The following is a 13568-nucleotide window of genomic DNA, read 5'->3' on the forward strand; positions in this document are numbered from 1 at the left end:
ACAGGAAACGGTGAGACAGGATTCCAGCCATGGCAGCGGTCAGTATTGTTTTCGAAGCTCCCGATAACTACGGCGGCGCACCTGCTGCCAGCAAGAAGCCAATCGATTTCGATCATCTTGCGCAGCAGACTATGGGCGACAAGAATCTGGAAATCGAGGTGTTGCAGCTGTTCAGCCGCAGCGCCCGCGCAGCCCTGCATGAAATGGCGGGCGCAGACAGCAAGACCGTCGTGGCCACGGCCCACCGCCTGAAGGGATCGGCGCAGGCCGTCGGCGCCTCCGCCGTTTCCACGGCCGCAGCAGCGGTGGAGGAAAAGGGCAATGACAGCGCGCTGATCGCAAAACTCGCGGCGACCATTGTCGAAGCTGAAAATTTCATCCTCAAGCTCTGCCGCTGAGGCGCAAGCCATCAAATTTGCCATTTTGCAAGGCCGGTTCAGCCTGCGCACCCTGAAGCGGGTTGCCAAGGCGGGTCGGCCTTTCTATGTGTTTAGAACAATTCTCAGATCACATTTTGGATTTCCGGCATGACAAAACTGACCATCGTTGCCTTTGACGGCACCCCCCATGAACTCGATGTGAGCAACGGCTCCACCGTCATGGAGAATGCTGTGCGCAACTCCGTTCCCGGCATCGATGCGGAATGCGGCGGCGCCTGCGCCTGCGCCACCTGCCACGTCTATGTCGACGATGCCTGGACAGAGCGCGTCGGCGGACCGGAGCCGATGGAAGAGGACATGCTGGATTTCGCCTTCGACGTTCGCCCTACCTCGCGGCTTTCCTGTCAGATCAAGATGAACGAAGAACTTGACGGGCTCGTCGTTCATGTTCCCGAACGTCAGGGCTGAAAATTTTCGGCATTGCGCCACACAGAAAAAGCCCCGCTCACCTGATAGCGGGGAGCGGGGCGAGGCGGGTACGCAGCATGCAGGCGAGGGAGGAAACACCTGCGAGCCCTCAAGTGCGCACCGGGAGAACCGGAGAGGAATAGAACCTTCAAACCGTCTGGCTGAATGGTCCGATACCGTACGAAGAACCTATAATGAGTCTTGCCAACCGCACCATGACGAGAAGTCACGGGTGAGATAGGACATGACGTAACGTCATGTCCGCGCTTGATATTCGAACATTATGGATGGGGCATGAAGCCGCTCAGCGGCGGGTCTGACCCTGCTCCAGCCGGTTTTTCAACAGCCGGGTCATGCGGGCATCGAAGTTTTTCGATTCCACCACGTCAAAGCGCATCTGGTCGCGGTCGTGCTCGTCCATCACGGTCTGGGTGATTTTGCCAACCTTTCCCTGCAGCGCCTCGCAGCTTTTCTGCGGGTGGAGCGACGTCAGCTGTCTTTCCAGCGAACGGGCATGGGTGCGGGCGATTTCGGCGTGGCGTTCCTCGTGGCGCTTGATATCGGCAAGCAGCGTATCCCAGATGAAGGCCAGTTCCGCCGAGGTGCGGCGGCGGTTTTTCCACTGCGGCAGCAGAATGCGGGTGTTCAGGAGCACCTTCGCCGTTCCCACGCTGCACATGCCGTTCTTCTCGACATAGGTGAGCTCGCCGCCGAATTTGATTTCGGTCGCACCGGGATGGCGCGCGCCGGTATTGCGGGTGAGCGGGCCATGCTTGGAAAGCTGCTGGTCGAGATCGGCTGCGGTTTTGCCGCTGACCGAAAAATAGGAGTAGGTCTTGCGAACGATGGTTTCGGAAAAAGCCGGTCCGGACAGGGAAAGGGCCAATGCGCCTGCGAAAACGGCGCAGAGAGCGCTTGATGATTTGGTCATGACCCGGCCTTCCGGTTGAACTTGAAAAAGGTTTGCTGCATAGGCGGAGCGGAACTTATAAGAATTGACATAACACTCCGTTATTCCCGAAAGGCGCGTGTTACGTGATAACAGTCGGCAGCAACGCGTGGCAAGCGGCCCATGGCCGCTCCCTGAAACTTGATGGGCATGGCCGTATTATGGCCATCGTCAATGCAACGCCTGATTCCTTTTCCGATGGCGGCCGTTATCTTGCCGTCGATGCGGCTTTTTCCCATGCGCTGACCTGTGTGGAGGAGGGAGCCGACATCATCGATATCGGCGGCGAATCCACACGGCCGGGTGCTGCCGCGGTCACGGAGGCGGAGGAACAGGACCGGGTACTGCCGGTCATCGAAAAATTGCGCCGCGAGACCGATGTGCTGATTTCCGTCGACACCTATCGCGCCTCGACGGCAAAGCTGGCAATCGGCGCCGGCGCGCATATCGTCAATGACGTCTTCGGTCTGCAAAAGGACCCTGATATGGCGGGCGTGGTTGCTTCCACCCGCGCCGGCATCTGCATCATGCATACCGGCCGCGACCGGCAAAAGCTTGCCGATGTCATCGAGGACCAGTTTGAGTTTCTCAATCGCTCGCTGGAGATTGCCGAAGATGCCGGCATTGCCCGTGATGCCGTGGTTCTCGATCCCGGTTTCGGTTTTGCCAAGGATGAGATCGAAAATGTCGCGCTGATGGCGCGTTTCGGTGAACTTGCGGCTTTTGGCCTGCCGGTTCTTGCCGGCACGTCGCGCAAGCGTTTCATCGGGTCGCTGACGGGCAGGGATGTGGCGGAGGAACGCGATATCGGAACGGCTGCGACCACCGCGATCCTGAGGCTCGCGGGTGCTTCGATTTTTCGCGTGCATAATGTCGCCGCGACCCGCGACGCACTGGCTATTGCCGATGCGGTTCTTGCCAAAGCGTCGGCAAAGGCCGATGCGTAGATCAACGAGTGCTGGAGTGCCGTGTCCCGAAGATGGCGCGGCTCTCAGGCGAAACAATCCTGCCATGGAGGCGATGCGATGAGCCGCTATACCATCATCCTGAAAAACTGTTCCTTTTTCGCCCGTCATGGCCTTCTCGAGCAGGAGGAGGTGCTGGGCCAGCGCTTTTTCGTCGATGCCGAGATGGAAGTCGAGGCGGGTGATGCGCTGGAAACCGACGATATCGAAAATACCGTCGATTATGGGGTGGCCTTCGCCGTCATCGAAAAGATCGTTGTTGGGCAGCGCCGTTATCTCATCGAGGCGCTGGCGAACGACATCGCCAAGGCGCTGCGGGCGCGTTATCCCCAAATCGTCTGGCTGAGGATCACGGTGCGCAAACCCTCCGCGCCGGTTCCGGGCATTCTCGATTACGCACAGGTGAGTGTTGAACACCGTGCCTGAAAAGATGACCGTCGCCGCACTGGGCCTTGGTGGCAATATCGGCGATCCTGCCTCTGCTATGGCGCGGGCGCTGCGCGAACTCGACGCGCATGACGACTGCCGGGTGCAGGCCGTTTCCGGCCTTTACCGCACGCCGCCCTGGGGAAAGACGGATCAGGCGGATTTCTTCAATTGTTGCGCGCTCGTTGAGACTTCGCTGACCGCGCCCGCGCTGCTGCAACTCTGCCTCGATATCGAAAGGGGCATGAAGCGGGTGCGGACGGAACGCTGGGGTCCGCGCACCATCGATATCGATGTGCTGACCTATGGGAATGAGGGTATCGTAACGGAAAGCATCGAGGTGCCGCATCCGCGCATGACGGAGCGCGCTTTCGTGCTGATGCCGCTTGCCGACATCGCGCCCGATCTCGAGGTCAAGGGAAAGCCCGTCCAGGAATGGCTAAAGCAGGCGGACAGGAGCGGCATTGTCCGCGCAAACGAAAAGCGGGAGTGGTGGACACTCCCGCTCGGCAATGGCTGAGAAGATTACGGTTTTTACGGCTTGATCGAGCCGACAGCGATCTGGTCGATATCGCGCGCCAGGGTGACGCCGATGACCGGGATCATCTGGTCGGCGACCTTGACCGAAATGGTGATGTTCATCGAATTGTCGCTCGAGACGCGGGCGACCATCGCGCCGTTGAGCTTGGCGCGGTTAATGCCGACGACGACCTTGTCGCCGCTCACCTGTCCGGAAGTGATATCGAGACCCTTGCCGGCGGAGCCGTCGAGGAACTTGCCCTCGTAGCTGTTGCCCTTCTGGCTGATGACGGCCGACATGGGCTGGCTGAAGACGCCGACGCGGCAGGTGCCGCCGAGCTTGATGCCGGTCTGCTTGTCATCGAGCGGTTCGCCCGTCAGATCACAGGTGAATTTCGTGCCCTTGTATTTGCCAGCGACGATTTCACCGGGGCCTTTCCAGCTGCCGGCCACCGAGCGGAAGAATACGTCGTCGCGATCGCGTGATGCCGCATGGACGTCAGACATGCCGAAACCGCCGCTGACGGACAAAATGGCGGCAAGTCCGCCCATAAGCGAAAAGAAGCGCGAATACATGATACTTTCCCCGGCGAAGAAGCCTGTTCGATAGGCTGCAATCTACCGGCGGAATGGTTAATGCTTGGTTTATTTCGCTCTCATTTGCGGCTTTGTCCGTAACCTTTTGGACCGACAATGCCCGGCAGATCAGGCTTTTTCCGCGTTTTTTCCACCGCTTAAATCGGGCGTGAGGTCGGACATGAAATCGCCGATGCCCGGCCGCTTCACGGCCCTGAACGGCAGCGGACGGCAAAGATCCATGGCGGCAATGCCGATTCGCGCCGTCATCAGCCCGTTGATGACGCCTTCGCCGAGACGGGCGGAGAGTTTCGAGGCAAGGCCATGGCCGAGAACCTGCTGGGCAAGCCCGTCACCCACGGCAATCGAACCCGTGACGGCAAGATGCGCGACGACATCGCGCAGGAGCTTCAGCATGCCGAGCGTGCCGGGGCGGCCGCCATAAAGCTCCGCCATGGCACGCACCAGCCGCGTCACCTCGAACAGCACATAAGCGAGATCGACCACGGCGCGCGGGCTGACGGCAGTGACGACGGAGACACGCTTGGAGGAATTGAGAATGAGGGCGCGGGCCTGCCTGTCGAGCGGCACCAGCAGTTCGCGCTCGGCAAGCTCGATCAGATGCGGGCCGTCGATGACGTCATTTTCCGTTTCCTTCAGCGCCGCGCGCCCCTTGGCCGTTTCAGCCCGGTGGGAAAGGACGGCATTCAGGCGGGTGACGATGGCGCGCGCGGGTTTCGGGCTCTTGTCGAGGCTCGCCGTTTCAGCGTCGGCCTTGAGGGATTGTACGGCATTGAGCCGCATGATGCCGAAGACCTCGCGGCCGACGAGGGCGAGAACCGCGAAAAGCGCCACGATGAGCGCGATCGTTGCCGTATAGCCTAGCCAGTCCGAGCGGGAGAAGAGATCGCGGATAAGCTGATCCGCCCAGAGCCCGAAGGCGAGCGAGAACAGGACACCGAGCGCCCCGAGCGCGAGCTTGCCGAAGGAGAAGCGGCTTTTCTTCGGCGTCGCCACCGGCAATGCGGCGGCGTCGATGTCCACAGGCGCCAGAAACGGATCCTCCTCGTCTGGCGTCAGCGAAATCTCGGCGTCGAAGCTGCGCGGTGCGCGTTTTTGTGTGGCGGACGGCCGTGCCGTCTCCTCGGTCTCTAGCGTGAAAGCCGCGGGGCGGCGTGTCTGCGGATCGTTTTGTGTGGGAGCCTTCATGCGAGCTTGTCTCCGAACAGGAACTGCATGGCGCGGTCGAGCCTGATATGGGGAACGGAAAGCCGGATGCCGCCGCTTCCAGGCTCGTCGATATTGGGCGGGCGAAAACGCACGACATTGACGTCAGGCAGTGTCGCCTTGTCGCCATCCTGGTCTATGCTGCGGAACAGCGGTTCAGGGTCCTCCGGCAGGTCGCCCGGAAAGATCGCCGTTTTGCGGTTGCCGTCGAAGGTCTCGCCATTGATGGTTTCACCGGCCATGGGCGTGCCGACGATAACGGGTAGCTCATGGCCGTCCTGGCGCACACTTGCCTCTCTGGTGGCGCGCACGGAAGCGAGCGCCATCACTTCGATGCCGGCGCCATTCATGCCGATGGTGGTGATGGCGCGGTCGACTAAACGGCGGGTCAGTCGCTCCAGCCGGTCATGGCTTTCATGATGCAGATGATCGGCCTTGGTGGCGGCAATCAGCACCTTGTCGATGCGCCGGCGGATCAGCGACGACATTATGCTATTGGTGCCGGGGCGGAAACAGGCAAGCACGTCGCCTAAGGCCCGCTCCAGATCCTGCACGGCCTCCGGGCCGCGATTGACCGCCTGCAGCGTGTCGATCAGCACGATCTGCCGGTCGAGACGGGCGAAATGCTCGCGGAAGAAGGGTTTGACCACGATCGACTTATAGGCGTCGTAGCGCCGTTCCATCATCGCGCGCAGCGAACCCTTCGGCGCCTTTTCGTCGGTCAGGCCCGGCAGGGGTGCAAATGTCAGCGCTGGCGACCCTTCCAGATCGCCCGGCATCAGGAAACGGCCCGGCGGCAGGGTGGAAAGCGATCTCTCGTCGGACTTGCAGGCCTTCAGATAGGCCGCAAAACTTTCCGCCAGCCGCCGCGCCGTCATTTCCTCGGCGGGCGCATTGATATCGAGCGAGGAGGCGATCGACAGCCATTCCTGCGCGAGTTCTGCGCGGATGCCGCTCCCGGCAAGTGCGACGGTTGCATCGCTGAACTGCTTGTAGTCCTGCGAGAGCAGCGGCAGGTCGAGCAGCCATTCGCCGGGATAGTCGACGATATCGATGGAGAGCTTGCCGGCCGAAAACCACCGTCCCCAGCCGCTGGCGCTCTGATAATCGAGCGTGATCCGGAGTTCCGAGATCGCCCGTGTCGAATCCGGCCAGAACCTGTCACGCACCAGTGCCTGAATATGGTCTTCATATTGGAAGCGGGGAATGGCGTCGTCCGGCTGCGGTTCCAGGCGCACATTGGAGACGCGCCCGGATCGCATCGCCTCGAACAGCGGCAACCGGCCGCCATTCAGCAGGTTATGTACGAGGGAGGAAATGAAAACCGTCTTGCCCGCCCGCGAAAGGCCGGTGACGCCAAGCCGCAATGTCGGATGGGTGAGGTTGCTCGCGCGGTCGGCCAGATTATCGAAAGCGATCAGCGCGCTGTCTGTCAGGGACGTAAGAGAAGGCGGCAATGGCAGTTTCCTGGCTGTGTTTCACGGTCACGGCTGCATATAGGAAGTTGCGGCTGCCCAAAAAAGAAGCGCTCCAGCGGATTTTCGGCAGCACTGCTTTCCGGCGCCTTTGTTGCAAGCGGCGGCGGTTATTTGCCCGGAGCAAGGAAATCGATCAGCCGCCAGCGATTTTTACCGCTTGCCGCGCCGCCGTCCTGATCCAGAACCGCAAGACCCGAGGTGGGAAAACCCGAGGGCAGGGCGGCATGCAACAGGTCCTCGCCGATCATGGCCTCCAGCGTTGCTTCCATGGTGGGGTTGTGCCCCACCAGCATCACCGACTGCACCTCCGTTTGCGCGGCGATGAGCGACAGATAGGTTTCGCTGCGGGCATTATACATCTCATCGATGTAGACGATATCGATGCCTTCGTTGAAAGCCCGCTGCCAGGCCTGCGTGGTCTGCCGGCAGCGCGCGGCCGTGGATGACAGGATGAGATCGGGGCGGTAGCGCCGGTCGGCGGCAAGGTCGGCGATGATCTCCGCTTCGGCAAAACCGGCCTCGTTCAATCCCCGGTCGAAATCCCGTTCTCCCGGCGCCGCCCAGGCGGCCTTGGCGTGGCGCAGAAGATAAACTCGGCTCGGGAAAGATGCTGTCAAGGGCGGGGACCGGCGTTCGAATGTCAGGACACGAACTGAATGCTACAGGATAGGGTTGCAGGACCGCAAGTCCTCTTTCCTGTTGGTAAGTCGCGTTGACGTGATTGAAGAAGAGATCGCTTCAATACGAATAAAGGATAAAAATTAGTCATTTAGATGATTTTTGTGTCAGTTTTAAAAATGCCCGAAAACTGATCTGTAGACTTGAATCGGCCACTATCATTGGAGTATACACCGCCGCATTGAGATGTTCTTCGAGGAGAATCGCGTTGAGTGAGAAGATCGATCTTAGCAAATATGTGCTCTCGGAAGACGATGAGTTCATGAATGCCAGCCAGCGTGCCTACTTCCGCGCGAAGCTGGTCGCCTGGAAAAATGACATCCTGAGAGAAGCGCGCGAGACCCTCGGACATCTCGCCGAAGAAAGCGCCAACCATCCCGATCTGGCTGATCGGGCATCTTCCGAAACAGACCGGGCGATCGAGCTTCGCGCCCGCGACCGTCAGCGCAAGCTGATCTCGAAGATCGATGCAGCCCTTCAGCGGATCGATGACGGCACTTACGGTTATTGTGAGGAGACGGGCGAGCCTATCGGCCTCAAGCGTCTGGACGCCCGCCCGATCGCAACGCTGTCCATCGAGGCGCAGGAGCGTCACGAGCGCCGCGAAAAAGTCTATCGCGACGAATAAGGCGTTTCCGCCGACAGGCTGAAAACCGCATCAATTGAAAAAGGGCACGGAAGTCGTTTCCGTGCCCTTTTTGCTGTCGTGAATTTATTTCGGAAGACCCGCGCCCGTCAGCGGTCGCGGGTGACGGAAAGCTCTCCGAAGATACGCGCCATTTCCTTCTGCACGTCTCCATCCGGTGTAGCGCCGGTGACGGGCGGAGAGGCGGGCTGCGTTTTGACCTGCCTGTCGGCCGCAGGCGTGACAGAAGGTTCATTCTCCGATTCCTTGCTCTTGGCGATTTCCGCTTCCAGAAAGCTTTCGAAATCACTGGCGAGCTCGTCGGAAAATTTCGGTTCGGCGTCGGCTAAAGCCACAGCCGGGTTTTCGGGCCTCGGCGGAAAAGGGGCGGGCGGCGTATTCTGGCCCGGCTTCAGGTCGGGAAGAACCCGGTCGCGGGCAGCGTCGAGAAAATCGGCGGCGATGGATTGGTCGATCACCGGCTCACGCGCTGCAAAGACCGACGGGGCAAGCTCCACAGGTCGCTCTTCCGATACCTTTGCCTGTTCGGGCACCTGTGCGGGGATTGGCGGCGCGACGGGTGCAGGCGCCGGAGCCGGCACGAAAGGCTCGGCCCGCTTTGGCTCCGCTGGTGCCGCTGCCATGTCGAGCGATGCAGCGGCCACGGGCAGGATGGTTGCGGCCGGGGCAACTGCCACCGGGATAGGTGGCGGCGCGGGGCGAGCACGCTCGGGCGCTGCCTGTCTTGCCGGCGAAGCGGGCTCTCGCGAGATCGGGGCGGGCGGCACGGGTTGTGGCGGTGTCGATGCACGCGGCGGCACCGGGGCGGCGGTTGCCGCAACAGGTGCGGGACGCGAAACCGGCGCGGGTGCAGGCGGCTCTGGCCGCTGCGGTTGCTTCATGGGCTCTTCGGGGGCGGAAACGGGAGTTGCGGCCACAATGGGCTGCTGGGGCAGGGCGGCGCGGCGTTCCTGCGGGACCGACGGCTCGGCCCTCTTCTGTTCGCTCTCCTGGCGCGGCAGCGCCGTCAGTTCCGGCTCCTGTACGTCCCGGACAATCGGGATCGCGCCGATACCGCTCTCGATGACGATATCGGTTGGGCCTCCGATCATGACCAGATGTTCGACATTATCGCGACGCACGAGAACCAGACGGCGGCGCGCATCCACGGCCGTCGCGTCGAGAACCTGCAGGCGCGGCTGCCGGTTACGACCGCCACGGATAAAGGGCGCCGAACCGCCGCGCCTGCGCAGAAGCCACAAAGCGATCGCCAGAACGAGAAGCGCCACACCCACACCGACAACGGCGACGATGAGATTGTTGCCATAGGTGCCGATAAAATCTTCCATCATGGAGATCATCCCTTCAGATTTTCGGGCATTTTAATGTCTTGGACACTTAATATTGCCGTGGTTCTTATAGTGTGAACGCGAAACAGGAAAAGACGATTTTTTTAAGTGCGATACAAGGTTTATTCATTTCGCCCCACAGGATAGCCGCATCAATCGCAACGACGCCACCAAAACACCATATCCTCTCCTTCAATGCTGAGAGACAACGAAAGTTGCAATCCTTTCGCTTGAGGAGCGATCTAAATGGTCAAGGTATCGCGCGGTGAAGGGTTTCCTGCGCTGCGTCTCATTGCCGTTGTTTTCTGGGCGCTGGCGATTTTCGGTTCTCCGCACCTGGCAATGGCGGGGGAAGACAAAGCGGCGGAAAATTTCGCAACCATGACGGACTTCGTGCGGGACAATCCGTCCTGCATCGATTTCACGGACGGATGCTCGGTCTGTACCGTGACTAACGGCAAGATCGTCTGCTCCGCGCCACGCATTCAATGCCAGGTGAAAGAGCTGAGCTGTACGCGACGGTAGCCTTTGAGGCATTTATACAGCTTTCAGGCTGTTTTCGCTGTGCGTTTTTAAGCCTTTGTGTCGTAGCGGAGCTTTTTGACGGTCAAGCGAGTTGCTACAACAAATCCTGCTGCCCGATTCCGTTAAGGAAATAAGGCTGACCGAATGATGACCTGCACGACTGCGAGGCCAAGATGACACGGGTGCGCGAGACAAGCGACAACGACCTTCCGCTGGTGGACAGGCGTGCCCGTTCCGGCACGGTCTTGCGCATTCTGCTTCTGGCGCTGGTTCTGATCGCGGCGGCGGCCGCTTTCGTCTATTTCAAGGATTCGCTGGAAAACGAAATCGTGCTCGGCATTCTCGGCGTACTGGCCATGATGGGCATCTTCTTTCTGGTCTCGTCCATCATCGGTTTCATCGAGGTCATGCCGCAGTCGCAGTCGGATGGGCTCGCCCGCCGGTTTCTCTCGGCCCACCCCGAAGGCACGCTGATCACCGATGCCAAGGGGCATATGGTCTATGCCAACGCCACCTATTGCCGCATGAGCGGCACCACCAAGGCGAGCGATATCCAGAGCCTCGAGACGCTTTTATCGCGCAGCCGCGAATCGACAGAAGCGCTGTACCGGCTCATCAACGTGCTGCGCGAAGGCCGCGACGGTTATGAGGAATTCCGGCTGCTGAAACCGCTCGGCGAGGATTCTGGTGCGGGGCCACATTGGTACAGGTTGAAGGGCCGGGTGCTGAAGGATGCGAGCGGCGAGGGGCTGCACGTTTTCCAGATCGCCGATATCACGCCGGAGCGCGAGGACCAGGAGCGTTTCTTCCGCGAATTGCAGAACGCCATCGATTATCTCGATCATGCACCGGCCGGTTTTTTCTCCGCCAGCCGCAAGGGCGAGATCGTTTATCTGAACGCCACCCTGTCGGAATGGCTCGGCATCGATCTCGCGCAGTTTTCGCCGGGTTCGATGACCATCTCGGATATCGTCGCCGGTGAAGGCATGGCGCTGATCGAATCCGTCCATCCGCAGGGCACGGCCAAGCGCACCGAAATCCTCGATCTCGACATGCGCCGGGTGAACGGCCAGAGCATGCCGGCCCGCCTCGTGCATCAGGTCACCGCAAAGGATGGCGCGCCGGGTGAGAGCCGGACGATCGTCCTGATGCGTCCAAAGGGGCAGGAGGACACGGAATCCTCCTCGGCCATGCGCTTTACCCGTTTCTTCAATAATACGCCGATGGCGATCGCCTCGCTCGACGGCGAAGGCCGCATCCTGCGCATCAACGCGCCGTTCCTCAAGCTCTTTTCCGGCGTTGTCGGGCGTGACGATATCGACCGTGGAGTGGCGCTCGAAACAGTTCTTCACGACAATGAGAAGCCGCGGCTCGAACAGGCTTTGGCTGAAGCCAAGGATCGCCAGGGCGATATCGCGCCGTTCGATTCCCGCCATCCGAGTGACGAGGGCCGGCATTTCCGTTTCTACGTCAACGCTGTCATCGACCAGGACGACGAAGCACCGGAAGAAGTGGCGATCGTTTACGCCATCGAGGTGACCGAGCAGAAAGCGCTCGAAACCCAGATGGCGCAGACGCAGAAGATGAATGCGGTCGGCACGCTCGCAGGCGGCATCGCCCACGACTTCAACAACGTTCTCACCGCCATCCTGCTGTCATCAGACCATCTGCTGCTGCAGGCGCGGCCCGCTGATCCTAGCTTTGCCGATCTCATGGAGATCAAGCGCAATGCCAACCGTGCCGCTGTGCTGGTGCGCCAGCTTCTCGCCTTCTCCCGCAAGCAGACGATGCGTCCGGCCGTTCTCAACCTGACCGACGTGATCGGCGATCTGCGCATGCTGGTCGACCGGTTGATATCAGGCACCAACGTCAAGCTGGAGGTCGATTATGGCCGTGATCTCTGGCCGGTGAAGACCGATCTTTCGCAGTTCGAGCAGGTGCTCATCAATCTCTGCGTCAACGCGCGCGACGCCATGCCTGACGGTGGCAAGATCACCATCAGCACGCGCAACGTCGACGCCAAGGAAGTGGCAGCGCTCGGCCGCCCCGAATTCCCGGCCGAAGATATGGTCATGGTGGAGGTTGCCGATAATGGCACCGGCATTCCGCCTGAGATCATGGACAAGATTTTCGAACCCTTTTTCACCACTAAGGAAGTCGGCAAGGGCACGGGCCTTGGCCTTTCGATGGTCTATGGCATCGTCAAGCAGTCGGGCGGCTACATCTATCCCGAATCGGAAGTGGGCAAGGGAACCGCCTTCCGCATCTATCTGCCGCGCCATGTGGTCGAGGTCGTTCAGGTGATGGGGCAGGACGGTGAGCTGATTGCCGCGCCGGTCATCGCGGCGGAGCCGGTGAAAGAAGAACCGCTGGATCTCACCGGCAAATCCGCCGTCGTGCTGCTGGTCGAGGACGAGGAGGCGGTGCGGCGCGGTGGCAAGCGCATGCTGGAAACCCGCGGTTACACCGTGCACGAGGCCGGTTCCGGCACCGAGGCACTGGAAGTGATGGAGGAACTGGAAGGCAAGGTCGACATCGTCGTGTCCGACGTCGTGATGCCGGAAATGGACGGTCCGTCGCTGCTGAGAGAGTTGCGTAAATCCTATCCGGACCTGAAGTTCATCTTCGTTTCCGGTTATGCCGAGGACGCCTTTGCCAAGAACCTGCCGGCGGACGCCAAATTTGGTTTCCTGCCCAAACCCTTCTCGCTGAAGCAGCTCGCCATCGCCGTTCGCGAAATGCTCGACGACAAGGAGTGAATCGGGCGGCGGTAAACCGGATTCGCCTGCGTCATTGCTCTGCATAACGGGCTTGCGTGCGGCCTGAGTTGCGCTGTCCCCGCCGGCTTGTTCCACTCTTGCGTCATATGCTGCCGCCGCACCCTCACTTTTCCCGAGGTTTGCCTCTTCGCAAACGCAATAGTGATTGCACCGTTTCACAAGGGGCTTAAAATCTCATCTTAACGACCTAGATATGGAGAGGCGAAGTTCTCCCTCCTGGCAATCAGCTGTCGGTTTGAGAACAGTTTGGAGAATGATGAAAGATGATCGCTAAGCCGATCTACATGCAGGGCGAGGGCGACGGGGAAGACGGCGGCACCAACCGCGGAACGTCTGTTATCACCCGCGTTAAGCCGAAAACGAAAAGACCGAATTTGTACCGTGTTCTTTTACTGAATGACGATTACACTCCCATGGAATTCGTCATCCATATTCTGGAGCGTTTTTTCCAGAAGGATCGCGAGGCGGCAACCCGCATCATGCTGCACGTGCACCAGCACGGCGTGGGCGAATGCGGGGTGTTTACATATGAGGTCGCAGAGACGAAAGTAAGCCAGGTCATGGATTTCGCCCGACAGCACCAGCACCCGCTGCAGTGCGTCATGGAAAAGAAATGAGGATCG

Annotated in this window: 15 protein-coding genes; 9 read left to right on the plus strand and 6 right to left on the minus strand. The window is 60.3% G+C overall.

Features of this window, described 5'->3' with window-relative positions; genetic code table 11:
• Positions 1 to 29 precede the first annotated feature (29 nt).
• Together CFBP5499_RS05910 and CFBP5499_RS05915 are read left to right on the plus strand one after the other, a co-directional pair.
• Entirely contained in the window at positions 30 to 398 is a 369-nt protein-coding gene (locus tag CFBP5499_RS05910; protein WP_080825218.1) for an Hpt domain-containing protein, read from the plus strand.
• Positions 399 to 527: 129 nt separating this feature from the next.
• On the plus strand, positions 528 to 848 hold the full coding sequence (locus tag CFBP5499_RS05915) for a 2Fe-2S iron-sulfur cluster-binding protein (RefSeq protein ID WP_080825217.1): 321 nt from the start codon (positions 528 to 530) through the stop codon (positions 846 to 848).
• Between the two features lie 304 nt (positions 849 to 1152).
• Here CFBP5499_RS05915 and CFBP5499_RS05920 read toward each other — a convergent pair whose 3' ends face one another.
• Positions 1153 to 1779 carry a DUF922 domain-containing Zn-dependent protease gene (locus CFBP5499_RS05920; protein ID WP_080825216.1) on the minus strand — a complete coding sequence of 209 codons (627 nt, stop codon included), beginning with the start codon at positions 1777 to 1779 and terminating at the stop codon, positions 1153 to 1155.
• Positions 1780 to 1958: 179 nt separating this feature from the next.
• On the opposite strand from CFBP5499_RS05920, the gene folP reads away from it, so the two are divergent.
• The 3 genes from folP to folK all read left to right on the plus strand — a co-directional run bounded on the left by folP (position 1959) and on the right by folK (position 3708).
• Positions 1959 to 2744: a dihydropteroate synthase gene (gene folP, locus CFBP5499_RS05925; RefSeq protein WP_080825215.1), complete on the plus strand. Its 786-nt coding sequence runs from the start codon at positions 1959 to 1961 to the stop codon at positions 2742 to 2744.
• A gap of 78 nt (positions 2745 to 2822) precedes the next feature.
• On the plus strand, positions 2823 to 3188 hold the full coding sequence (gene folB, locus CFBP5499_RS05930) for a dihydroneopterin aldolase (protein ID WP_003502532.1): 366 nt from the start codon (positions 2823 to 2825) through the stop codon (positions 3186 to 3188).
• Between the two features lie 4 nt (positions 3189 to 3192).
• On the plus strand, positions 3193 to 3708 hold the full coding sequence (folK, locus tag CFBP5499_RS05935; RefSeq protein WP_175416766.1) for a 2-amino-4-hydroxy-6-hydroxymethyldihydropteridine diphosphokinase: 516 nt from the start codon (positions 3193 to 3195) through the stop codon (positions 3706 to 3708).
• A gap of 14 nt (positions 3709 to 3722) precedes the next feature.
• Here the strand turns inward: folK and CFBP5499_RS05940 are convergent, their stop codons facing one another.
• From CFBP5499_RS05940 to CFBP5499_RS05955, 4 genes are all read right to left on the minus strand, one after another.
• Positions 3723 to 4283: a hypothetical protein gene (locus CFBP5499_RS05940; protein ID WP_080825214.1), complete on the minus strand. Its 561-nt coding sequence runs from the start codon at positions 4281 to 4283 to the stop codon at positions 3723 to 3725.
• Between the two features lie 129 nt (positions 4284 to 4412).
• Positions 4413 to 5492: a YcjF family protein gene (locus tag CFBP5499_RS05945; protein ID WP_080825213.1), complete on the minus strand. Its 1080-nt coding sequence runs from the start codon at positions 5490 to 5492 to the stop codon at positions 4413 to 4415.
• On the minus strand, positions 5489 to 6967 hold the full coding sequence (locus CFBP5499_RS05950) for a YcjX family protein (protein ID WP_080825212.1): 1479 nt from the start codon (positions 6965 to 6967) through the stop codon (positions 5489 to 5491). The genes CFBP5499_RS05945 and CFBP5499_RS05950 overlap by 4 nt, the downstream gene beginning before the upstream one ends.
• A gap of 128 nt (positions 6968 to 7095) precedes the next feature.
• Positions 7096 to 7572 carry a SixA phosphatase family protein gene (locus CFBP5499_RS05955; RefSeq protein WP_233284190.1) on the minus strand — a complete coding sequence of 159 codons (477 nt, stop codon included), beginning with the start codon at positions 7570 to 7572 and terminating at the stop codon, positions 7096 to 7098.
• A gap of 302 nt (positions 7573 to 7874) precedes the next feature.
• On the opposite strand from CFBP5499_RS05955, the gene dksA reads away from it, so the two are divergent.
• Complete coding sequence (gene dksA, locus CFBP5499_RS05960; RefSeq protein ID WP_045018569.1) at positions 7875 to 8294, plus strand: RNA polymerase-binding protein DksA; 420 nt, start codon at positions 7875 to 7877, stop codon at positions 8292 to 8294.
• 107 nt (positions 8295 to 8401) lie between these two features.
• Here the strand turns inward: dksA and CFBP5499_RS05965 are convergent, their stop codons facing one another.
• Positions 8402 to 9652 (minus strand): flagellar biosynthetic protein FliO, encoded by a 1251-nt coding sequence (locus CFBP5499_RS05965; protein ID WP_175416633.1) that lies wholly within the window; start codon positions 9650 to 9652, stop codon positions 8402 to 8404.
• A 234-nt stretch (positions 9653 to 9886) separates the two neighbouring features.
• Between CFBP5499_RS05965 and CFBP5499_RS29940 the strand changes: the two genes are divergently transcribed.
• From CFBP5499_RS29940 to clpS, 3 genes are all read left to right on the plus strand, one after another.
• Positions 9887 to 10165, plus strand: a complete 279-nt coding sequence (locus CFBP5499_RS29940) for a hypothetical protein (RefSeq protein WP_175416634.1) — start codon at positions 9887 to 9889, stop codon at positions 10163 to 10165.
• Between the two features lie 173 nt (positions 10166 to 10338).
• On the plus strand, positions 10339 to 12924 hold the full coding sequence (gene cckA, locus CFBP5499_RS05975) for a cell cycle histidine kinase CckA (protein WP_080825210.1): 2586 nt from the start codon (positions 10339 to 10341) through the stop codon (positions 12922 to 12924).
• A 284-nt stretch (positions 12925 to 13208) separates the two neighbouring features.
• The gene (gene clpS / locus CFBP5499_RS05980; protein WP_006312564.1) at positions 13209 to 13562 is read left to right on the plus strand and encodes an ATP-dependent Clp protease adapter ClpS; all 354 of its coding nucleotides are present in this window, start codon (positions 13209 to 13211) and stop codon (positions 13560 to 13562) included.
• The last annotated feature ends 6 nt before the right edge of the window (positions 13563 to 13568 follow it).

The sequence above is a fragment of the Agrobacterium tumefaciens genome (assembly GCF_005221325.1).
GTDB lineage: Bacteria > Pseudomonadota > Alphaproteobacteria > Rhizobiales > Rhizobiaceae > Agrobacterium.

What these genes read in the sequence shown, in the direction of transcription:
- CFBP5499_RS05910 (WP_080825218.1), top strand. Translation starts at nt 30, where the DNA reads ATGGCAGCGGTCAGTATTGTTTTCGAAGCTCCCGATAACTACGGCGGC.
- CFBP5499_RS05915 (WP_080825217.1), top strand. Translation starts at nt 528, where the DNA reads ATGACAAAACTGACCATCGTTGCCTTTGACGGCACCCCCCATGAACTC.
- CFBP5499_RS05920 (WP_080825216.1), bottom strand. Translation starts at nt 1,779, where the DNA reads ATGACCAAATCATCAAGCGCTCTCTGCGCCGTTTTCGCAGGCGCATTG.
- folP (WP_080825215.1), top strand. Translation starts at nt 1,959, where the DNA reads ATGGCCATCGTCAATGCAACGCCTGATTCCTTTTCCGATGGCGGCCGT.
- folB (WP_003502532.1), top strand. Translation starts at nt 2,823, where the DNA reads ATGAGCCGCTATACCATCATCCTGAAAAACTGTTCCTTTTTCGCCCGT.
- folK (WP_175416766.1), top strand. Translation starts at nt 3,193, where the DNA reads ATGACCGTCGCCGCACTGGGCCTTGGTGGCAATATCGGCGATCCTGCC.
- CFBP5499_RS05940 (WP_080825214.1), bottom strand. Translation starts at nt 4,283, where the DNA reads ATGTATTCGCGCTTCTTTTCGCTTATGGGCGGACTTGCCGCCATTTTG.
- CFBP5499_RS05945 (WP_080825213.1), bottom strand. Translation starts at nt 5,492, where the DNA reads ATGAAGGCTCCCACACAAAACGATCCGCAGACACGCCGCCCCGCGGCT.
- CFBP5499_RS05965 (WP_175416633.1), bottom strand. Translation starts at nt 9,652, where the DNA reads ATGATCTCCATGATGGAAGATTTTATCGGCACCTATGGCAACAATCTC.
- CFBP5499_RS29940 (WP_175416634.1), top strand. Translation starts at nt 9,887, where the DNA reads ATGGTCAAGGTATCGCGCGGTGAAGGGTTTCCTGCGCTGCGTCTCATT.
- cckA (WP_080825210.1), top strand. Translation starts at nt 10,339, where the DNA reads ATGACACGGGTGCGCGAGACAAGCGACAACGACCTTCCGCTGGTGGAC.
- clpS (WP_006312564.1), top strand. Translation starts at nt 13,209, where the DNA reads ATGATCGCTAAGCCGATCTACATGCAGGGCGAGGGCGACGGGGAAGAC.